This window comes from Rhizobium sp. 768_B6_N1_8 (assembly GCF_051811225.1).
Lineage (GTDB): Bacteria > Pseudomonadota > Alphaproteobacteria > Rhizobiales > Rhizobiaceae > Rhizobium.
The window spans coordinates 148,528-168,455 of the sequence record NZ_JBPWPV010000002.1 but is presented as its reverse complement, the minus strand read 5'-3'; the positions used below and the strand labels follow the sequence as shown (position 1 = coordinate 168,455).

Annotated in this window: 20 protein-coding genes; 15 read left to right on the top strand and 5 right to left on the bottom strand. The window is 59.2% G+C overall.

Going from position 1 to position 19,928, the window contains the following annotated elements; all coding sequences use genetic code 11:
• Nucleotides 1-302: 302 nt before the first annotated feature.
• From AB8B33_RS25040 to AB8B33_RS25025, 4 genes are all read left to right on the top strand, one after another.
• Nucleotides 303-1,295: an ABC transporter substrate-binding protein gene (locus tag AB8B33_RS25040; protein WP_439017417.1), complete on the top strand. Its 993-nt coding sequence runs from the start codon at nt 303-305 to the stop codon at nt 1,293-1,295.
• A gap of 68 nt (nt 1,296-1,363) precedes the next feature.
• Nucleotides 1,364-2,149, top strand: a complete 786-nt coding sequence (locus AB8B33_RS25035) for an SDR family NAD(P)-dependent oxidoreductase (protein ID WP_439017416.1) — start codon at nt 1,364-1,366, stop codon at nt 2,147-2,149.
• 74 nt (nt 2,150-2,223) lie between these two features.
• Nucleotides 2,224-3,042 (top strand): ABC transporter ATP-binding protein, encoded by an 819-nt coding sequence (locus tag AB8B33_RS25030; RefSeq protein WP_439017415.1) that lies wholly within the window; start codon nt 2,224-2,226, stop codon nt 3,040-3,042.
• A gap of 2 nt (nt 3,043-3,044) precedes the next feature.
• A complete protein-coding gene (locus AB8B33_RS25025) occupies nt 3,045-3,863 on the top strand; it encodes an ABC transporter permease (protein WP_439017414.1) in 819 nt (272 codons plus the stop codon).
• A 153-nt stretch (nt 3,864-4,016) separates the two neighbouring features.
• On the opposite strand, the gene AB8B33_RS25020 is transcribed toward AB8B33_RS25025, so the two are convergent.
• The 3 genes from AB8B33_RS25020 to AB8B33_RS25010 form a co-directional block, all read right to left on the bottom strand.
• A complete protein-coding gene (locus tag AB8B33_RS25020; protein ID WP_439017413.1) occupies nt 4,017-4,976 on the bottom strand; it encodes a PDR/VanB family oxidoreductase in 960 nt (319 codons plus the stop codon).
• 92 nt (nt 4,977-5,068) lie between these two features.
• A complete protein-coding gene (locus AB8B33_RS25015; RefSeq protein WP_439017412.1) occupies nt 5,069-6,397 on the bottom strand; it encodes a Rieske 2Fe-2S domain-containing protein in 1,329 nt (442 codons plus the stop codon).
• A 16-nt stretch (nt 6,398-6,413) separates the two neighbouring features.
• Nucleotides 6,414-7,457, bottom strand: a complete 1,044-nt coding sequence (locus tag AB8B33_RS25010) for a nitrilase-related carbon-nitrogen hydrolase (RefSeq protein ID WP_439017411.1) — start codon at nt 7,455-7,457, stop codon at nt 6,414-6,416.
• Between the two features lie 231 nt (nt 7,458-7,688).
• Here AB8B33_RS25010 and AB8B33_RS25005 point away from each other — a divergent pair, with 231 nt between their 5' ends.
• Nucleotides 7,689-8,372 (top strand): GntR family transcriptional regulator, encoded by a 684-nt coding sequence (locus AB8B33_RS25005; protein WP_439017410.1) that lies wholly within the window; start codon nt 7,689-7,691, stop codon nt 8,370-8,372.
• A gap of 40 nt (nt 8,373-8,412) precedes the next feature.
• Here the strand turns inward: AB8B33_RS25005 and AB8B33_RS25000 are convergent, their stop codons facing one another.
• Nucleotides 8,413-9,762, bottom strand: coding sequence for a dihydroorotase (locus AB8B33_RS25000; protein ID WP_439017409.1), 1,350 nt, complete (start codon nt 9,760-9,762; stop codon nt 8,413-8,415).
• A gap of 127 nt (nt 9,763-9,889) precedes the next feature.
• Between AB8B33_RS25000 and AB8B33_RS24995 the strand changes: the two genes are divergently transcribed.
• From AB8B33_RS24995 to AB8B33_RS24960, 8 genes are all read left to right on the top strand, one after another.
• The gene (locus AB8B33_RS24995) at nt 9,890-10,504 is read left to right on the top strand and encodes an NIPSNAP family protein (RefSeq protein ID WP_439017408.1); all 615 of its coding nucleotides are present in this window, start codon (nt 9,890-9,892) and stop codon (nt 10,502-10,504) included.
• A 2-nt stretch (nt 10,505-10,506) separates the two neighbouring features.
• Nucleotides 10,507-10,986 carry a RidA family protein gene (locus tag AB8B33_RS24990; RefSeq protein WP_310382214.1) on the top strand — a complete coding sequence of 160 codons (480 nt, stop codon included), beginning with the start codon at nt 10,507-10,509 and terminating at the stop codon, nt 10,984-10,986.
• A 354-nt stretch (nt 10,987-11,340) separates the two neighbouring features.
• On the top strand, nt 11,341-11,772 hold the full coding sequence (locus AB8B33_RS24985; protein WP_439017407.1) for a helix-turn-helix domain-containing protein: 432 nt from the start codon (nt 11,341-11,343) through the stop codon (nt 11,770-11,772).
• An 8-nt stretch (nt 11,773-11,780) separates the two neighbouring features.
• Nucleotides 11,781-13,622, top strand: a complete 1,842-nt coding sequence (locus tag AB8B33_RS24980; protein WP_439017406.1) for a peptide antibiotic resistance protein — start codon at nt 11,781-11,783, stop codon at nt 13,620-13,622.
• Nucleotides 13,623-13,633: 11 nt separating this feature from the next.
• A complete protein-coding gene (locus AB8B33_RS24975; protein ID WP_310382211.1) occupies nt 13,634-13,852 on the top strand; it encodes a hypothetical protein in 219 nt (72 codons plus the stop codon).
• Between the two features lie 48 nt (nt 13,853-13,900).
• A complete protein-coding gene (locus AB8B33_RS24970; RefSeq protein ID WP_439017405.1) occupies nt 13,901-15,058 on the top strand; it encodes a YcaO-like family protein in 1,158 nt (385 codons plus the stop codon).
• Nucleotides 15,055-15,792 carry a TfuA-like protein gene (locus tag AB8B33_RS24965; RefSeq protein WP_439017404.1) on the top strand — a complete coding sequence of 246 codons (738 nt, stop codon included), beginning with the start codon at nt 15,055-15,057 and terminating at the stop codon, nt 15,790-15,792. The genes AB8B33_RS24970 and AB8B33_RS24965 overlap by 4 nt, the downstream gene beginning before the upstream one ends.
• 75 nt (nt 15,793-15,867) lie before the next feature.
• Entirely contained in the window at nt 15,868-16,119 is a 252-nt protein-coding gene (locus tag AB8B33_RS24960; protein ID WP_439017403.1) for a hypothetical protein, read from the top strand.
• A gap of 194 nt (nt 16,120-16,313) precedes the next feature.
• On the opposite strand, the gene AB8B33_RS24955 is transcribed toward AB8B33_RS24960, so the two are convergent.
• The gene (locus AB8B33_RS24955; protein ID WP_310382717.1) at nt 16,314-17,393 is read right to left on the bottom strand and encodes a LacI family DNA-binding transcriptional regulator; all 1,080 of its coding nucleotides are present in this window, start codon (nt 17,391-17,393) and stop codon (nt 16,314-16,316) included.
• A 233-nt stretch (nt 17,394-17,626) separates the two neighbouring features.
• Here AB8B33_RS24955 and AB8B33_RS24950 point away from each other — a divergent pair, with 233 nt between their 5' ends.
• Nucleotides 17,627-18,580: a sugar phosphate isomerase/epimerase family protein gene (locus AB8B33_RS24950; RefSeq protein WP_439017402.1), complete on the top strand. Its 954-nt coding sequence runs from the start codon at nt 17,627-17,629 to the stop codon at nt 18,578-18,580.
• 55 nt (nt 18,581-18,635) lie between these two features.
• Nucleotides 18,636-19,865, top strand: coding sequence for an ABC transporter substrate-binding protein (locus AB8B33_RS24945; RefSeq protein WP_439017401.1), 1,230 nt, complete (start codon nt 18,636-18,638; stop codon nt 19,863-19,865).
• Nucleotides 19,866-19,928: the final 63 nt, after the last annotated feature.

Here is a 19,928-nt window from a genome sequence, read left to right as displayed (position 1 = left end):
GCGTCGCCGCCATCACGACGGGGACGGCCAGATTTCTGGCTGCACCGGTATAAAGTCCATGGAGGGCTCATGAGGAGCGCGCTGAGGCGCCAACCTCGCTGCCCCTACTTCAGAACCCGACACGAACAATTGCGGGTCGCAAACTCGGCCACTTTGCGGCCCTTCAAACGTTGCTTTGCATATAAAATAATCACAAAGTAATGGTGCTTAATATTGCAACATTGACACATTGACACGCGATATTCCCTTGGCATACCATCTGAATGCCAACATAAGAAATGGGGATCGAGATGAGGAAAAAAATGAAGCATCTGGTGATGCCGCTCGTCGGATTGACGATGCTCTGTGCGCCCGTTGCGAGCAACGCTCTCGCACAGGATCATGAGAAGATTAATCTCCGGCTGGCCTGGGTCGCCGGCGGCGTGGATGCGCCGATTTTCGTTGCAGCCGCCAAGGGATACTTCGCCGAAAAGGGCCTCGACGTGAACATCGTCGACGGCAATGGCAGCACCGGCACCATTCAGGCCGTCGGAAGCGGTGATTTCGAAATCGGCATTGCCGGCCTCGGCGCGCTGGCGCAGGCGCAGCAGGCAGCCGGCGCCGACACAATCGTTGCCGTGGCCGGTCTGCTCCAAAAGGACCCGACATCGGTCATCAGCCTCAAGGGCTCCGGCATCAACAGCCCGAAGGATATCGAGGGCAAGCGGCTCGGTACCGATGCGGGTAATTTCGAGGACGGCATGATCAAAGCCTTCGCCGAAGCCAATGGCGTCGATATGAACAAGGTCAAGGTCATCATGATCAATGGCGGCGGCGACCGGGTCGCGCTTTTGAAGGGCGATGTCGACTTCATCAACGGCTGGGCCAATCCGGATGGCGACAAGGTCGCCGAACGGGCCGCCATCGAGCCGCCCATGCTGTTTGCCGATTACGGTGTGAACATTTTGGGTTCGAGCGTCATCGTTCGAAAAGACTATCTGACGAAACACGGGGACGCCGTTCGCGGTTTCCTGGCCGCTCTGCAGAAGGGCAAGGCCGAAGCTGCGGCCAATCCCGACGAAGCGCTGAAGATCTTGATGGAAGCCCGCCCTGACTCCAACGAAGAAGGGATCAAGGGCGAGATTAAGAACATGCCGAAATACGAGCATACGGCCGCTTCCGAGGGCAAGCCCTATGGCTGGGTCGCCGAGCAGGACATTACTCTGACGATCTCGCTTCTTGAGAAATACAGCGGCATGGCCCCCGGCCTGACCCCCGCCAAGATTTATGACGGATCCTACCTGCCGGCCAATTGATGCGCTCCCGGGTGGCGCGCGCGCCACCTTCATCTCATCGAAATGCCCGCAGGGGCGCGGACTTCCCCATGGATCTCGGACTGAACAACAAACACGCGTTGGTACTTGGCGCCAGCAAGGGGTTGGGCCTTGCTGTCGCCAAGGCGCTTCTTGCCGAAGGCGCGAGCGTCACGCTCAGCGGCCGCTCGCCCAATCGTCTCGAAGCCGCGCGACAGAGCCTGCCCGAGGATCAGCAGGCCAGGTGCTATCTCGCAGTAGCGGATCTTTCCGATCCCGATGCTGCCAGCAAAATCAGCGAAGCCGCACGAAACAAGGGTAGGGTTGATATCCTCGTCAACAATACCGGCGGCCCGCCACCTGGCATTCCCTCGGGAGTCGATGTCGATATCGTTTCTGCGCAGTTCGACGCCATGGTTCGTCCCGTCCTGTCGCTGACACTCGATCTCGTACAGGCAATGCGGGCGCAGAAATGGGGCCGGATCATCACCATTGCTTCCAGCGGCGTCGTCCAGCCCATCCCGCATCTGCCGATTTCCAACGCGCTTCGTTCGACGCTCGTCGGCTTCATGAAGACCCTCGCCGGTGAAGTGGCGAAAGACGGCGTGACCGTCAACATGCTGCTACCGGGGCGGATCGCAACCTCAAGAACGCGATCGCTCGACGCGGCCCAGGCCGAACGCAGCGGACGACCGGTCGAGGATATCAGCGCAGAATCAGCCGCAACCATTCCGGCCGAACGCTACGGCACCGTGGAAGAATTCGGCGCCGTCGCAGCATTTCTCGCCGGGGTACCGGCAAGCTACGTCACCGGCAGCATGCTGCGTGTCGATGGCGGCGCCATTCGCTCGATCTGAATGGGCGGCTCGCCCGTACGGAATTTCTCGGCCCCGGGGGCCTCACAGGAGATGGGTCAGACCCAGATGCAGAGATGAACGCCATTCCATCACAACACAGCATTCCCAAGGTGACGTCGAAGCACATCGCCATTTCCGGCGTCTCGAAAACCTTCCAGACCCGCAAGGGTACGGTGCATGCGCTTCAAGACATCAATCTGTCGATTGGTAAGGGCGAGTTCGTCTCGGTGCTCGGACCGAGTGGCTGCGGCAAGAGCACGCTGATGATGCTGCTTGCCGGCCTGACATCGGTATCGCTCGGCCGCATCATGGTCGGCGACAAGCATATCGACGGACCCAACGCAGAAGCAGGCGTCGTCTTCCAGCAAGACGTGCTGCTTGAATGGCGCACCGCCCTGCAGAATGTTCTGCTACAGGCGGAAGTCCGCAAATCCGATATCGCCCAGGCGAAAGATAGGGCGCGTCAGCTGCTCAAGATGGTTTCGCTCGAAGACTTCGAGGACGCCTATCCGAAGGAACTATCCGGCGGCATGCGCCAGCGCGTATCGATCTGTCGGGCGCTCTTGCACCGGCCGCCGCTCCTGTTGATGGACGAACCTTTCGGTGCGCTCGACGCCATGACCCGCGACCAGTTGCAGATCGATCTCCTGCGTCTCTGCGCCGATAACGAGATGACGGTCTTCTTCATCACCCACTCGATCCAGGAAGCGATTTTCCTCAGCGATCGGGTGGTCGTCATGTCGCCGCGTCCGGGCCGCATCGAGCGGATCATCGATATCGACCTGCCGCGCCCGCGGCGACTTGCCATGCGCGAGGATCCGAAATTTTCCGCCTATACGCGGGAGCTGACGGCGATCTTCAAGGGACTTGGCGTTTTTCGCGAGGAGTATTGATCATGGCACCGATTGCCGACACTCACATCGAATACCGCCAGAACCTGGTTTCACGCGCCCTCGGCGCAGTTCCTCCGGCACTCTGGGCCCTTGCCGGCCTCCTCATCATCTGGGAGCTCTGCGTCCGTATTGCTCAGATTCCCGCTTTCATTCTTCCTCCACCCTCGGACATATTCGAGGAAATCGTCAAAAACGCACATCGCCTGGCGCCGAACGCGCTGGTTACAATGAGCGAAGTGCTGCTCGGCTTCCTGTGTTCCGTCGCCGTCGGCGTGCCACTGGCGGTCATGATCGTCTATTCACGCTTTATGGAAAAGGCGATCTATCCGCTGATCGTCGCCAGCCAGACGATTCCGAAGGTTGCCATCGCGCCCTTGATGCTGACCTGGTTCGGCTACGGAATGGCCCCGAAGATCGTCATCGTGGTCCTCTTGTCCTTCTTCCCGATCGTCATCAATTCGGTCATGGGACTGAAGTCTGCCTCGCGGGAGATGATCTACCTGTCACGCTCCATGGGTGCGAGCGGCTGGCAGACCTTCTGGAAGTTCCGCCTGCCGCAGGCACTTCCCAGCATCTTTGCAGGTCTGAAGCTTGCAACGGCGCTGTCAGTCATCGGCGCCATCGTCGCCGAATTCATCGGTGCGGATAAGGGTCTCGGCTACCTGATCCTGATTGCCGGCGCGAATTTCGACATTGCTCGCCAATTCGCCTCCGTCGTGGTGATCTCGCTCATCGGCGTCGTGTTCTTTGCCGTGCTGGAACGGATCGAGCGGATCGCCATCCCCTGGAAGGCGAGCACGGCCGTTGCGGACAGGGGATAGGGCTGCAAGCTAGGTGTAATGAGCGCGCCGCCCAAAGGGCGTTTTCTTTTCGGCTGCACTGATCGCGGATCGCCAGTGACCGACAAAGCACCCAAACGACGAAGCCCGGCTCTCTGGCCGGGATTCGTCGTCAATGCTTGTCGGATTATGGAATCAGAGATCGAGAACAAGCCGGTCGCTCCTAGCGCCCGAGCAGCAGATCATGATGAGCTTGTTGGAAGCCTGTTCGCGCGCTGAGAGAACATTGTCCTTGTGATCCGGCACACCCTCGACAACACGAGTTTCGCAGGTACCGCAGACGCCCTCCCGACAGGAATAGGCGACGCGAATGCCGGCGTCCTGCAGGACGTCCATGATCGTCCTGCCCGCCGGGACGAGAAATTCCTTGCCAGAACGCTTCAGAACCACCGTGAAGGAGGTGGTCGACTGCTCGACCGTGGCCGAGAAATGCTCGACATGAACCGTTTCGTCCCGACGTGCTGCCGCCGCATTCTTGAAGGCGTCGATCATCGGGGCCGGGCCGCAGCAGTAAAGATGCGCATCGTCAGGAGAGGATGCGACGAGGTCCGCAATCGGCAGGACTGCACCCTTCTCGTCGTCGAAATGGAACAGGACGCGGCCGGGCTCGATTGCCTCCAGGTGCTCGAGTTCTCTGACGAAGGCAGCGCTTCGGCGGCTGCGGCCGGCATAGATGAGCTTCCAGGTCTTCGAAAGCGCTTCCATGCGACGGATCATCGCGACGACAGGTGTAATGCCGATACCACCTGCGAAGAAGACGGTCTGATCCGCGTCTTCTTCCAGAGCGAATTTATTGCGTGGCGGCTGAACCGTGACGATATCGCCGACCCTGGCGGTCTCGCAGAGATAGGCCGAGCCACCACGGCTCGACGCGTCCCGGTTGACGGCGATCACATAGCTTTTCGGCCTCTGGCCGTCGCTCGTCAGCGAGTAGCTGCGGGAGAGATCGCCGGGCAAGGCAAGATCGATATGGGCGCCCGGCGCAAAGGAAGGCAGCAACCCGCCATCGGGCGAGACGAGTTCGAAGGAGCGGATCGTTTCCGCTTCATAACGGATCGCCAGGATGCGCAGGGAAAGAACCGCGGGTTCAGCCATATCGCTCCTTTGCTCCTGAACGGGCTCGCTCGTCGGGATGGATGGGACCGGCGCGTTTGCCGCACCGCTCACATGGGGGTAGCTGCCGTCCATCATTCGGCGGCCGACAGCTTCGGTCGATAACCCTTGATCGCAGCCATCTTTTCCTCATAGCCCTCGAGCCAATCGGTACCGTGGGGCACGACGATGTCGCCGCCGCGGGCATCACGCGCCAGTTCCGGCTGGCGGACGATATCTGGAAGCTTGCCGCTTTCGGCATATTCCTTGGCTGCGTCGAGCATGACGCGGCGCGTCAGGATGACCATGCGGTCTGAAGCGGCGAGATGCTCCATATCGCGATCGACGACATATCCCATGGACTCCTGGATGGCCTGGTCCTGCAGCGGCACACCGACGATGCCGGTATAGCTGTCGCCATTACGCTGCCACTCGCGGTCGATCCCGTAATCGTTGGAGCGATCCTTGACCGGGCGCCAGCGACCTTTCCAGTCGGTGGTGTTGGGATGGTATTCAAGCGGCCGGGCAAGGCCGCCGACCGGCGTCCCATCCTTGTATTTCAGGTTCTTCTTCCGGCCATCCTTGCGACCAAGATCGATGTTGAAGATCATGGTCGAGGTGTCGTCGATCGGAACCCAGGCGTTGGCGGTAATATTGCCTTCGATCTCGCCACCCGGATAGGTGACCCAGAAGGGGAAGACATAGCTCGCGAAACGGTGGTGTTCGGTTCCCTCATAGGCGTTTCGCTGCGCCGAATACATGGTCCCGAACGGCATGACCGAGACGTTGATCTTCGGCGCCTTCTCGGTGACGGTGAAGACTTCCGGATCGCTGAGATCGAGCTTCTCGCCATCGATACCGCCGACATGCAGGAAGCCCAGATGCGATGTGTCGATATCGCCTTCGAGCGCCTGCATGTAATTGCAGTCACGGTGGGTCAGCGCGATGTTGCGGTCGTCGCCCTCGGCCATGATGGCTTCGAGCTCCGGCAGTTCCGGCGGGTTGGCCTGCTCCTCGCCCATATAGGCAAAGACGAGACCGCCGGATTCCTTGACGCGATAGGCAATCGCCGGCGTACCGGCCGGATATTTCGACTTGTCCTCGAGGTTCGGCTGGTCGAGACATTTGCCGGTGACGTCGAATTTCCAGCCGTGATAGGCGCAGCGAATGCCGCCCATTTCATTGCGCCCGAAAAACAGCGATGCACAGCGGTGCGGGCAGCGATGGTCGAACACGCCAACCCTGCCCTCGCTGTCGCGGAAGGCGACGAGCTTTTCGCCGAGGATCATCAGGCGTATCGGATCGCCGTCCGCCTTCAGCTCCGACGACATGCAGACCGGTATCCAGAACTGGCGGAAGAAATTGCCCATCAACGTGCCCTTGCCGACGCGGCAGAGCTGTTCGTTTTCCTCGGCAGTGATCATGCTTGTCTCCTTGATGTCATCGGCTGGAAAGAGGTTCGAGAACGCGCACGCGTTCCAGGTTGGCCCGCGAGATGTCGACGGCCGCTTTCGTCTCCGCAGCATTCATCATGGGCACATCGCGAAAGTGGTCAGGCGGATAGAAGGTCGCCTGCTGGTAGTAGGGCCGGTACATCTCGAAACGGGCGCGCAGCAGCGGATTGTGAGTTCCGGTATCGGTGCGGCGATCGAGGCGGAGCCTCTCGATGTCGATGATGCCGGAAACGCCGACACCTTCCGCAGCACTTTCCTCAAAGGCGATGGTGTCGCCGAAATGATCAAGAATATGCGAGCGGCCGCCGAGGATGGAGTTGTCGGGAGAAAAGCCGATCGGTCCTGCGACATTGGCGCTGATCAGATAACACATGTTCTCTGCCGCGCGCGCGACCTTGGCCGCCTCTTGGCCCGTCGTGAACTTGGAGTTGGTCGGATGCAGGATCACTTCAGCGCCCTGCATCATGTAACAGCGGGCCACCTCAGGAACATTGATTTCGCCGCAGGGGATCAGCGCCAGCCGCCCCAGTTCGGTATCGGCAATCGGGAACACCTGGTCCTGGGGTGTCGCACGTAGATAGTCGGACATGAAATCATGAACCGAGGGAAAGGCCGCCGTATTGACGCGGCGGTAATTGACGACGATCTCGCCGTCGCGTCCGATCAGAAAGGACGAATTGAAGTAACGGCCGGGCCACTCGGGCGGCGCTTCGAACATGTTGCCGGCGATATAAATTTCTTCGCGCCTGGCAAGCGCCTGCAGCGGGGCGGTCAAAGGACCGGGGATCGTCGAGCAGGCTCTCTGGATCCAGGGGGTCACGGTCATGGAAAGCGGTGGCCCCTGCAGGGCAAACTCCGGAAACACGACGAGATCCGGCTTCTCGTTCGACGCGCAAGCCGTCTCGATCAGGCCGATCAACCGGTCGAGATTGCGCCTAATGACGGCACGCGCCGCCTCGTCGTCGGATGCCTGTGTTGCCCGTTCACTTCGCATTTGGATACTGGTTGCGCGCCAGGGTTTGACAGCCACTATCGATCTCCATTTGTTGGCAGACACGTTGCACGCCATTGGTATACCAAACTTTTAGCGCGGCTTTTACCGTTTGCCAAGCCCTGTTTCACAACGGATTTTCGCGAAAAGACGCAGGTTGGTTGGATCCTTCGCAGAAAACAGGGGTTTGGAATACCAAGATTATTCCTATCGTCTTCCAGTGGAGCACAAGCTGGGTTAGTGGATAGAAGATTTTGATCGGGGGTGAGCATGACCGAATCTGACCATGACCAGTTTGCCGAAGCGCTTTCGTCAGAACGCGCGAACCTGACCGGGCAGGTCTACGAGCAGCTGATCGACATTTTGATCCGCGGTGAGCTGCGGCCGGGCGATGTCATCGTCGAACGGCGCATGGCCGATCGATTGAACGCCTCGCGCACGCCGATCCGGGAAGCTCTTGGCCGACTTGAAGCGGAAGGTCTTGTCTACAAGCAGCCGGGCCGTGGCGTCACCGTCAGCCCGTTTTCGACGGAAGCTTTCGTCGAGCTGCTGCATGTGCGCCAGCTCCTGGAATCGGAGGCTGCTCGACTTGCCGCAGGCCGCATCCCCCCGGCGCGCATCGAGGAAATCCGCGCAGCACTCCAGGAACTTGGCAACAAACCGGCCCCCTCGCTCAGCGAGATCTGGGAAATCGACGACATGCTGCACGGCGAAATCGCCGATGCGGCAGGCAACGCGCTTTTGGCCGGCATGATCCGCGACCTGCGCCGGCGCACCCATGTCTTCAACGCCTATCGCAATCCGTCGAAGTACAAGTTCGGCGTTGAGGAAAATGCGGCACTTCTCGATGCCATATCGAGCGGAGACCAGGAAATGGCCCGCAAGGCAATGGCCCACCACATCGAAAGCGTCAAACTTGCCATCATCGACCGGTTGGCAGGCAGCGCCCGCTAGCCTGACAATCGCCCCAGAATATGTGGTGCCTGGTATCGTGTCATCCTCGACGCGGTATATAGCGGCCGTAGCCCGGCGTTTCGGTTACGGCGGCGCCGTCGAAGGCCTTGCGCCCGCGAACGAAGGTCGCCGAAGGTCTGACCGAGAATATCATGCCCTGATAGGCGCTCCAGCCAGGACCGTCCGGATTTGCGTTGGCGTCGTAGACATAATTCTCTGGCGCGAGCACGGCGATGTCGGCATCAAAACCCGGAGCGATGCGCCCCTTTTTTGAAAGCCCGAAGAACCGCGCCGGGCGATCGGCAAGATAGCTGGCGGTCAGCAGCGCAGCTTCGACATCGCCCTTGCGCTTTGCCGCCGCAGTAAAGAAGGCCGGCAACATCACTTCCAGTCCCGGCATGCCCGCTGCCACGTCGAAGATCGAATCATTGGTCTTTCGCTCCAGCGGCCAGGCGCTGTGATCGGAAGAGACGAAGCTGCAGAGCCCCTCCTCCAACACGCACCAGAGCGCCTCGATCTGCCATGGGCGGATCGGCGGGTTGACCTTTAGCAGCCCTTTCAGGCGCGGCATGTCGATATCGGCGTCGAAGAGGAGATAGTGCACGCACATTTCGGCGGTCGCTTGAACACCTCTGTCGCGATAGGCGCGCACCATCTCGAACCCCTCAGGTACGGAGATGTGAACGATATGGGCGTGGGCGCTCGTCGAGGCAGCGAGTTCGAGAAAGGTGCCTGTGGCAGCAAGCTCGGCCACCGGCGGACGGCTCTGGCTGTGAAATTCGGCACTGATCTTACCCGCCTCCTTCAGGGTTTTCGTCGCATGCGCCACGATTTCCTGATCCTCATTATGCAGGCCGAGCGGAAGGCTCGTGCCCTCCAGCGCATGCAGCAAGGTTAGCGTCGCGGCATTGTCGATGCGGGGAAAGCGATCCGGGTGCGCCTCGAAGGACGAAATCTTGAAGGCGCAGACCCCGAGATCGACAAGCCCTCTGATATCGGCAAGGTCAGGTGTCGGCGGGACCGTGCCATACAGGGCGACGTCGCAGACGGCATGCTGGTGGATGGCGCTGACCTTTTCCTGGAGCACTGACGCTGTCGTGACCGGGGTTGGATGGTCGTATGGCATATCGACGATCGTGGTGACGCCGCCGATCACGGCAGCTTTCGTCGTCGGCGCCATGCCGGGAAAGCCGATCTGGCTTCCTGCATGGGTCTGACCGTCGACCGCTCCCGGCAAAAGCCAGGCCGCGCCAAAATCCTGCGTTTCAGGCGCCGCTGGCGCCTTGCCGGTCCCGACCGCCGCGATCATCCCGTCGGCAACGGCAACCCAGCCGTTCTCGATGAGACCCGACGCCGCTACCACCCGACCTTTTAAAACCAGTTCCGTCATTTCGCCGACTCCTCTGCTCTTCCGCCGCGTTTTATTTTTTGGCGTGCAATTGGCATTCCTTTGGTGTACCAACTCGGAAACACCTTTAAAAGACCCCTTCAAAATTTCAGGAAGAGCGAGACTGAAAATGATCTATGACCTGACGATCTTGTCGCTGTTGCCCAATACGCTCGGTGCCGTCATGCCCATATTGCCCGAGGCCTACGCAAGCTTCTCTGCGACCGGCAGGCCGCTCGGGGCCTTTGCCTGCGAGTTCGGCACACTGAATCGCTTCGCCTTCCTGACGGCCTATGAGGGGGTGGAGGCGATTGCGGAAGAGCGCGCCAGACTGATGACGGCAGAAGATCCCTATAAGATCGGCGCGCATCTCGCGGGTGTGACGAGCACGGCCTTCAAGCCGCTGTCCTTTGCAAAGCCGATTTCGCCGGGGACCTACGGTCCGTTTTATGAGTTCCGCACCTACACGCTCGCCCCCAACGGCCTAGCTGAGACGGAAGCTGCCTGGGCCAAGATCATCGATCGCCGCTATGAAATGTCGCCGCTCCTAACCAACATGGCATCCATCGAGGAAGGACCGCAAAAGATGGTACATATCTGGCCGTACCAGACGATCGAAGCCCGCATGGCGGCGAGAGCGCAGGCGAGTAAGGAAGGCATCTGGCCGCCGCCAGGCGGCTCCGGCAGACTGACCAACCTGCAGTCGGAACTGTTTGTCGCAACCTCTTTCTCGGATCTGAAATAGGCATGGGCATCGCAGGTCGTCTCCGCGAACTCGGCATCGAACTTCCCCCTCCACCTGCTCCGATTGCCCGCTTCCTTCCGTCCGTGGAAGCGGGCGGGCTTCTGTTCTTGTCCGGACTTGCTCCCCTCGATGAGAATGGGAAACCCTACACAGGCGTCGTCGGCCGCGATTATAGCGCCGATCAGGCCCAGCACTTTGCAAGGCTGGTCGGCATCAACCTCCTATCGGTTGCGCATGCCAGTCTCGGTAGTCTCGATCGGGTCGCACGGGTTGCGAAAGTCTTTGGCATGGTCAATGCAGTACCCGATTTCACGTGCCACCCCTTCGTGATCGACGGATGCTCCAATCTCTTCTTCGAGGTCTTCGGTGAGCGCGGCATGCATGCCCGCACCGCCATGGGAGCTGGTTCGTTGCCGGGCGGCATTCCGGTCGAAATCGAAGCGGTGATCGAGGTCCTGCCGTCTTCGCCTTTTTATGCTTGAGCAACAGGCAGCTGGAGCAATTTGCCTCGAAGGCCCTCGCAAGCGAAGTCTATCCGCAAATGAACTTCAGGCACCTTTCTTCCGCATTTATCCAGCGAGAAAAACGCTTTGGCTCTCCTCGTTCGAAAGCGGACCAGGGAGAGCTTTTCCCAGGCCTTGCGGTTTTCCAGGCCGAGCCTTTTACTCTCATGCTTTATTCGGGCATTACCAATCGAATGATTGCGATACAGAAAACCTAAATTTCGGCAAAATGTTACTAGCGTCGCAGCGCTGATCACGAAAATTATTGTATTACTTTCGGTTGCATTTTGACGCAAACCTCGCAATGATCATCCGTGACCGGAGGTTCCAGCCATGAAGGCCAAGTCGCCCACATCGATCGATGCCTATGTCGGCAGCAGAGTGCGGGCGCGCCGCAAGCTGCTCAGGCTATCGCAGGTCGGACTTGCCGAACGGATCGGCGTCACCTTCCAGCAGATCCAGAAGTATGAAAAAGGCATAAACCGCATTGGCGCGAGCCGGCTGCAAACGATCGCCGAGACATTGGGCGTACCCGTTCAGTTCTTCTTCGAAAATGACACCGAGCCGACCACCTATAACCTTGTCAGCAACGGCAGGGATGATCTGAATGCGTTTTTGGCGTCGAAGGACGCCCAAGCCCTCAATCGCGCCTTCATGGCGATCGAGAGCCCGGCTATCCGCCAGAAGCTCGTCGCCCTTGCCAAGAGCCTGGCCAGGAACACCCACCCTGATATCGATGTCATTCATCCAGAAACCGGCGCCTGAGGGCTTTCGTGATCCATCTCCAGACTTTTGGCGAATTGCGACTGACAGACGGCCTGGGTGCGCCGATCCGCTATCCGGTCAAGGCTCTGGTGATGCTCGCCTATCTGTATTGCTCGCCGGATCAGCAGCGCAGCCGACAGGAGCTCGCGCGGTTCTTGTGGAACGAGACCGGAGATCATCTTGCCGATCTCAATTTGCGGAAGTTGATTTCACGCATTCGCGACACGACGACAGGACCCGACGAACAGATACTGAATTTCGGGCCACCTTTCGTCAGCCTGAACAAGAACGTCCTGTCGGTTGATCTCGACATATTGCGCAAGGAAGAGCAGCCGGTGGCGCAATTGGCGGCCGTCAGCGATCTCGTGCAACGTGGCTTCATTGCCGGTCTCAGCGCATCGACCAAGGCAATCGATGGATGGATCGAGCGCGAACGGCAGCTGCACCTGCTCACCTTAAGGGATATTTTCGTCAGGGCTGCAGATCATATTCGTGATGACGAGGAACGTCGCCTTCTGCGCCGCTCGGGACTTCAACTTCTTGAAGTCTTTCCCGGTGACGAGCAGATCCGATCGATCCTTCGTGGCACGGCAGAGGATCATTCGCAACGCCGCCCGCAGGCGGCGAGAGCCGTGGCAATGGCACGCAGTCTCACCGCCGAGCAGCAAGACGCCGGCATGCCGCAAATCATAACCGCGACATCCGCGCCGCGGCTTGTACTGCTGCCCCCCGGTGCGGCGGCCCTGACACGGGAGTCGGCAATTGCCGACGCCCTTATCGAGGACGTCACGATCGAGCTCTGCGCCCTGCGCAACATATCCGTCGTCGCACCCCATACAGCCGAGCAGATCCGCCGCGACTCCGACAAGGCTACCATCGTTCAACGGCATTCGATTTCCTACCTCCTGGACACACGGCTTTCCGGAGAGGGGCTTTATGCACAACTCATCTATTTTCCAACCGACGAGATCTTGTGGGCAGCCCGATTTGACATGGCGGTCGAAACGCTGCCGACACAGAGGCGCTTGATCGCCCAGAAACTTGCCGACGCCGTCTCAGGACAATTGAAGCGAAACGAAAGCATTCGCCTTCGTAACGAGGCGGATCCGCAGGCCTACCATTCCTATCTCCTTGGCGCCGGTCTGCTTACCAAGCTTAGCCTGCCGGATATCCGGCGTGCACGGAAATCCTTCAAGCGCGCACTGCATTTTTCTCGAGACTATGCCCCTGCTTTCACAGGCCTGTCGCGGACATTTACCAGCGAGTGGCTATTGACCACGCAAGGCGATCCTGCCCTGCTGCAGCTTGCGGAAGATCAGGCACTTCGGGCGATAGAGAGGGATTCAGAATCGGCAGCCGGGCATCGGGAACTTGGCGTAACGAAACTTTACCAGGGTGCTGTTGATGACAGCGTTGCGGCACTCGACCTCGCCGAAAGCCTCAGCCCGCATTATGCCGATGTGATCTATAGCCATGCGGACACGCTGGTCCATGCATCGCGGCCGCAAGATGCGCTGGAGAAAATCAAGAAAGCGATCTCGCTCAATCCGATCGCACCCGACGCCTATCTCTGGTGCGCAGCTGGGGCGAGCTACTTCCTTGAACAGTACGAAGAGGCGCTCGCCTATGTCGACCGGATGAAAGACAAGGCACCGGCCTATCGCATCGCGGCCGCCAGTTGCGCGATGATCGGCGATCGAAAACGGGCACAGTTTTATCGGCAACGCGCCGAGCTCCTCAATCCTGCTTTCGAGGTCGAGAAATGGCTCGCCTTGGTGCCCTTCAAGGAGCAGTGGCAAAAAGAGCTTTACCGAGACGGTCTTTTCAAGGCCGGTTTTTCAAAAACCTGAAGGAGAATATTATGGCAAAAGTTGTTGTACTGGGTGTATCGGGCGACAAGGGGCTCTGGCTCGTGGATATCGACGCGGGCACCGTAACACCGGTCCAGGTGCCTGCCAGCGGCGATCTGGCGGCAGCCGTCAAGCAGCGCGACGCCGGCGGCGTATTCATCAAGAATGTCGATTTCGCAATTGCCGTCTCCTCGGCTGATACGGTCTTCTCCGGCCACGTGGATGGCTGAAGGCTCGCGACGCTGACCGGTCATTCCGATCTTTATTCCGACCGAACAATGGCGCCGCGGGACACATTGTCCCGTGTCGCTCCTTATTTAGAGGCAATGGGCATCACGCGCCTGTCACGACAGACTGATCTTGATTGTGTCGGTCTTCCGGTCTGGTGCGCCTATACACCGAACTCCCGCTCCATTGTCATCGCCCAAGGCAAGGGACTTGAGGATATCGACGCCAAAGTCTCGGCGGCGATGGAGGCCCTGGAACGCGCGGTGGCGGGCGAACCCGTCACCATAACTACGGTTTCGTCGGCACGAGACCTGCGACGCCGGGGCGATTGCGTCGAACCGCTCGATTGCCTGATCGCAAGCGGCGAGCAGGTCGTGGGCGAAGACGAGGAATTGGTCTGGAGCCTGGCAAGCGAGTTGCTTCACGACCAGCCGATCCATGTTCCGCAGGATGCCGCCCTCCTCGACCGAACGCGGCAGAACCGGTTCTGGATGTCGTCGGATGGTCTTGCCTCGGGCAACACCTTGGAAGAAGCAATATTCCATGGCATTCTGGAGCGCATCGAACGCGATGCCCATGTGCTTTGGCAGATTTTGAGCGATGACAAGCGCTGCGCATGCTGCGTCGATCCCAGGAGTTTTGCCGACGCAGCGCTCTCAGGCCTGATCGACAGGATCGAGGCCGCCGGGCTCATCTTGAAACTCTTCGAGATCACGAGCGATATCGGTATCCCCTGCTATACCGCACTCGTCGCCCCATCAGCGATCGACGGCAAAGTGCCGCTCCGGTTCGTCGAGGTCACCAGCGGCAGCGGCGCACATCCCTGGGCCGTGCGGGCGGCAATCCGCGCCGTAACGGAAGCGCTTCAGTCTAGACTGACTTATATCAGCGGCGCCCGCGACGATGTCTGGCCCGAATTGTTCACAACGCCGCTTCCGGCACAAACCCGCACCACCTTTCTTGCCGTCCCTGCTTCTGTATCTGCGGCCACCATCACAAGACCGGCTCGAAACATATCCGTCCTGCTGCATGACCTGCTGACGCGACTTCGCGCCGGCGGAATCGGCTCGGTGATTGCCCTTCCTCTGACACCTGCAAACCTGCCATTTTCGGTGGTGAAGATATTCATACCCGATCTTGAGAACCCCGAGGGCAACAGGCTCCATCGTTTCGGCCAACGTGCCCTTGCAAGGGCGATGCGCTGGTGAAGGTCGTCTTCATCGGCCCGAGCTTGCCTAACGCAGCAAGCCACGCCGCGACGGATATCGTTCTGAGGCCGCCCGCTGTTCAGGGAGATGTGTTAAGGGCGGTGGAAGATGGCGCAAACGTCATCGGTTTGGTCGACGGCGGCTTTGAAAATACCGCACCGGTTTGGCATAAGGAAATTCTCTTCGCTCTCTCCCTCAATGTCACGGTTCTGGGCGCGGCCAGCATGGGTGCCTTGCGCGCCGCCGAATGCCAAGCATTTGGAATGATCGGCGTTGGCCGGATTTTCAACGACTATGTCAGCGGAACCATCGTCGATGACGCCGATGTCGCGCTTTTGCACGAACCGATGGAGCTGGGCGGCAGACCGCTGACCGTGCCGATGGTCAATGTGAGAAGCACTTTGGACGAGATGGAAAGGCTGCAGCTCTTTGATAAAGCCTTTCGCCTGGCTCTCGAACAAACCGCGGCAAATCTCTTCTTCAAGAAGAGAAGCTGGGCTCTCATCGTTCGCACATGCGCGGCAATACCGGCATCGCAAAAGCCGCATTGGCTGAACATGGTGAAGACCCACGCAATCGATCAGAAGCGGCTCGATGCCCTGGCTCTCCTCGAAGTTGTTCGCGATGCGGATGATCAGCGCGTGCCGATAAATCGCCATTGGGAATTCAGGAAAACCACGCTTTGGTCCGAACAACTAGCCCGCTCAAAAGCCAGGATCCAATTGCACCTATAAAGTGTTTCACGCGTTTTTCACGCACTTTAGTACCGAACTGTCCCTATGGTCATTTATGCAATCTGGAGAATTGATATGACGGTCATAGGGTCGGGAAAACTTCAGCACGCAGCGGCGGCAGACATGGATGATCTTGACGAGCTCATGGCTTTGGCTCGGATGATCACTTATGCAAAGGCGGTGGCGGAAGATTTGAAGATCGAACTGGGCGCTCAGTCTCTCGATCTGGCATTGACGGCGGTTACGCGGGAGCTGCGCAGGGCGACGGATGCCGATCTTCCCGGTTTGGAGCCGTTGCTCGCGGACATGAATATCGAGCTGCACTGATCGGCCCTGTGGCCAATGCCTCAGTCGTTGTTTCACTAAAGGTCGTTGAATGTCCTCTCATCCAAGATTCGTAGGCGCGGAAACAATGTTCGCAGAAACGAACTGAGACTCGGCAGGTGATTTCGCGCCTGTCGATGCGGTCAGCCGAAAGCTGCACCCAAACAATTCAGAGAGAGCCGATCGCGAGAATAAAGTCAGGTTGTCAATTTCGAGTTCACCGCGATACTTTCACGGCGAATGAACCGGCTCGGAATGACGACGCGCAGTTCTCGCCTTTCATCCGACTTTTCCATCCTGGCAATCAGGAATTCTGTCGCGGTCTCCCCGAGAGCCTCCATGGGTTGCTCGATCGTTGAGAGCGGGGGCGCACAATATTCGCAGACCGGAGATCCGTCGAACGAGACGATCGACAGGTCCTCAGGTACGCGCCATCCCATCTTCTGAACCTTGCTCATGAAGGAGATTGCCATGTCGTCGCTCGTCGCCACGACAGCGGTCGGCTTTTCATCGAGCTTTGCAAAGTCTTCGGCAGCCTGCAGACCCGTTTCAAAGCCAAATTGGAAGGTGAATTGGCCACCGGCGCGCGTGACATGCTGTTCGGAAAGCCCCGCTTCCTGCAAGGCTTCGACGAGACCGGCATAGCGTTCGATGTCGTGATAGTTGCCCGTCGGGCCGGCGATGTAGAAGAAATGGCGGTGCCCGAGCGCCAGGAGCTCCCGACCAGCCTCTTTCACAGCCTGTCTGTCATTGGTGATGATGCTCGGAACAGAAGTATCGCTCATGTCGAGCAGAAGCGAAACGATCGGCAGTCCCGCCTCGGCAAGCGATCTGTTGGCGACTACCGGCAGCTGCGATGACAGGATCAGCGCGCCCCTCACCGTCCCTCCGAAGGCAAGATCAAGGATATGCCGCTCGGAACTTTCGTCACGATCGAGGTTGGCGATCATCAGATTATAGCCGTTGCGGATAACAGTGCGATTCACGGCCTCCAGAACCTGGGGAATGATCTGGGATGCGCCATAATGCAGCGAGCCCGGCAGGATGATCATAATGACGTTCGACTTGCCGACACGCAGGTTGCGGGCAGCGGCATTGGGCGTATAGCCGAGTTGTTCTGCTGCGGCTGCAATCCTTGCTCTGGTCTTTTCGTTGACCCGCCCCGGATTGGCCAAAGCGCGGCTGACTGTGGAAGTTGCGACGCCCGCCAGACGTGCGACATCGGCCATCAGGGCGGATGATCCCTCTGTGGATAGGCTATCTTCGGTTTTCTTCATCATTCCATCCACTTAGCCCAGTGCAACCAAACCCTGTTCGGCTCACGAATCCCGTTATAGCAAACGATTGCCAAAAACTCGAAGAAAAGCGTTGCATATTTTATCGGCTTGACTAATATCCAGGCATGGCAATCGATTGCCAATTGCCAAAACATTGAATTTACTGGATAAAATTCGACGCGCGAGACACTCTTCGCGACGGATGAGCTATGCCTGGATGAAGGGGCTGAATAATGGCTGAGAGTGACAATCTGCGTTTTGGTGTGGACCTGGTCACCTTCTTTCACCCGGGCTTCTGGGGCGTCGACAGCTATGACGCAATCATCGAACACGCGAAGTCTCAGCCGCGGCAGTTCTGGGACGAGATCCTCGATAGCATCCAGGCCTCGGGCGTGACCGGTGTCGAGCTGACCTTCTCTCCGTTCAACTGGCAGGATGCGATCAAGACCTACGGGTCTGTGGAGACCTTCGGCGCCGAGCTTTCTGCCCGCGGGCTCCAGCTCGCATCCGGCTTCTTCGCGGAGCTGGAGGCATCGGGCGACTTTACCGAGGCCGCCGCGCAGGCAGCCATCATCGCCAAGGCCGAACAATATGCCGATTTCATCAAGGCCTGCGGCGGCGATATCATGGTCATTGGCGCACCGATGCGTCAGACGCCAGGTGAAGAGCCCGTGCGTTTCCGCGATTTCGAACAGGCCAAGATCATCGCCGATTTCCTGAATCGGCTCGGAGCCACCCTTTACAAGAAGGGTGTCAAGCTCGCCGTGCATACGGAAGCGCATTCGATCTTTGCCGCTGCCCGCGACGTCGATCTTCTGATGCTGCTGACGGATCCGGCTTATGTGCACATGTGCCCGGACACGGCGCATATCATTCTCGAGGGTTCCGACCCGATCCAGCTCGTCGATCGCCATCACGAGCGCATGATCATCGCCCACTGGAAGGATGCGGTCGGCAAAATGCCGGCAGACACGCCGATCGGCACCGACATCCACGAGCGCCACCGTCCCTTTTTCTGCGGCTTCGGCCTTGGCCGCGTCGACTGGCCGGCCTGGATCCGCCTCTTGCGGGATCGCCAGTTCAATGGCTGGGCAATTCTCGAACTCGACGCCGCAGCTGATCCCGTTGGCGACATTGCCAACGGTCTGACCCTCGTGCGGCAGGCGCTGCTGCCGATCTATCGCTAACCGTAGCTTGCAACCAAACGGCCCCGCAAAGAGGGCCTATTCAAGAGGTGGAACAATGAAGGAAATGACGCTCCTGCTCGCCGGTACCATGCTGCTTGGTGCTGCCGGCCTTGCGAATGCAGACGACAGGCTGAAGGCCGAGGTCTTTACCTCCTGGACATCAGGCGGCGAGGGCCGCGCCGTCGAGGCCATCAAGAAGGAATTCGAAAAGCGCGGCGGTGTGTGGGAGAGCTCCACGATTGCCGGCTTCGAAAATGCCAATGCCGCATTCCAGAACCGCCTCGTCGCCGGTGATCCTCCGACCGCAAAACAGGTCGTCGTCGGCAAGGATCCGGCCGAATTCATCGAGCAGGGCCTGATGAACCCGATGGATGAAGTGGCGGCTGCCGGCAAGTGGAAGGATGCGCTTCCGAAGGCACTCTATGACTACATCACCTATGACGGCAAAGTTTATCTGACGCCGACCGGTATCCACGGTGAAAGTTGGATGTTCTATTCCAAGGACGCCTTCAGCAAGGCCGGGATCACCGAAGAGCCCAAGGACTGGAACACCTTCTTCGCCGACATGGACAAGCTGAAGGCCGCAGGCCTGACACCGATCGGCTGGGGCGGCCAAGGCTGGCAGGAGGTGAAGGTCTTCAACATGGTGCTCCTGTCCCAGGTGGGCATGGACGGCTTCATGAAGATCTATGCCGAAAAGGATCAGGCAGCCCTGACCTCCGACGGCGTCAAGAAAGCTCTCGAAATCTTCGGCAAAATGCGGGCCTATGTCGATGAAGGCTCTGCCGGCCGCAACTGGAACGACGCCACCGCCATGGTTATCACTGGCAGGGCCGGCGTGCAGTTCATGGGTGATTGGGCCAAGGGCGAATTCACGGCTGCCGGCAAAGTCGCCGACAAGGATTTCGGCTGCGCCATCTCTCCCGCTTCCCCAGGCCTGATCTATATCTCCGACGCTTTCGCTTATCTGAAGACGAACGACGCCAACCAGGACGCAGCGCAGAAGCTGCTTGCCGAGGTCGTCATGGACCCCGCAGTTCAAGTCGAATTCTCGCTGAACAAGGGCTCGATCCCCGCACGCATCGATGTCGACAAGTCCAAGTTCGACGCCTGCACCCAGAAGGGCATGGCCTTCATGGCCGAGGGCAAGATCGTTCCCGAACACGCCATCACCACGACGCCGGAGCAGGTGGGCGCTCTGACAGACTTCATCGGCGAATTCTGGGCCAATCCGTCCGCTGATGTCGATGCATCGGCTGCGCAGTTCGCCGCGATCTTCGAGTAAGATCGGACAAGCCTGTCGCCTGCACCGCATCACTGGTGCAGGCGACTTTCGAAGCCCCTTGCA

Bases quoted from the DNA above. Each gene is read 5' to 3' on its own strand.
- AB8B33_RS25040 (WP_439017417.1), top strand. From the start codon at position 303: ATGAAGCATCTGGTGATGCCGCTCGTCGGATTGACGATGCTCTGTGCG.
- AB8B33_RS25035 (WP_439017416.1), top strand. From the start codon at position 1,364: ATGGATCTCGGACTGAACAACAAACACGCGTTGGTACTTGGCGCCAGC.
- AB8B33_RS25030 (WP_439017415.1), top strand. From the start codon at position 2,224: ATGAACGCCATTCCATCACAACACAGCATTCCCAAGGTGACGTCGAAG.
- AB8B33_RS25025 (WP_439017414.1), top strand. From the start codon at position 3,045: ATGGCACCGATTGCCGACACTCACATCGAATACCGCCAGAACCTGGTT.
- AB8B33_RS25020 (WP_439017413.1), bottom strand. From the start codon at position 4,976: ATGGCTGAACCCGCGGTTCTTTCCCTGCGCATCCTGGCGATCCGTTAT.
- AB8B33_RS25015 (WP_439017412.1), bottom strand. From the start codon at position 6,397: ATGATCACTGCCGAGGAAAACGAACAGCTCTGCCGCGTCGGCAAGGGC.
- AB8B33_RS25005 (WP_439017410.1), top strand. From the start codon at position 7,689: ATGACCGAATCTGACCATGACCAGTTTGCCGAAGCGCTTTCGTCAGAA.
- AB8B33_RS25000 (WP_439017409.1), bottom strand. From the start codon at position 9,762: ATGACGGAACTGGTTTTAAAAGGTCGGGTGGTAGCGGCGTCGGGTCTC.
- AB8B33_RS24995 (WP_439017408.1), top strand. From the start codon at position 9,890: ATGATCTATGACCTGACGATCTTGTCGCTGTTGCCCAATACGCTCGGT.
- AB8B33_RS24990 (WP_310382214.1), top strand. From the start codon at position 10,507: ATGGGCATCGCAGGTCGTCTCCGCGAACTCGGCATCGAACTTCCCCCT.
- AB8B33_RS24985 (WP_439017407.1), top strand. From the start codon at position 11,341: ATGAAGGCCAAGTCGCCCACATCGATCGATGCCTATGTCGGCAGCAGA.
- AB8B33_RS24975 (WP_310382211.1), top strand. From the start codon at position 13,634: ATGGCAAAAGTTGTTGTACTGGGTGTATCGGGCGACAAGGGGCTCTGG.
- AB8B33_RS24970 (WP_439017405.1), top strand. From the start codon at position 13,901: ATGGCGCCGCGGGACACATTGTCCCGTGTCGCTCCTTATTTAGAGGCA.
- AB8B33_RS24960 (WP_439017403.1), top strand. From the start codon at position 15,868: ATGACGGTCATAGGGTCGGGAAAACTTCAGCACGCAGCGGCGGCAGAC.
- AB8B33_RS24955 (WP_310382717.1), bottom strand. From the start codon at position 17,393: ATGAAGAAAACCGAAGATAGCCTATCCACAGAGGGATCATCCGCCCTG.
- AB8B33_RS24950 (WP_439017402.1), top strand. From the start codon at position 17,627: ATGGCTGAGAGTGACAATCTGCGTTTTGGTGTGGACCTGGTCACCTTC.
- AB8B33_RS24945 (WP_439017401.1), top strand. From the start codon at position 18,636: ATGAAGGAAATGACGCTCCTGCTCGCCGGTACCATGCTGCTTGGTGCT.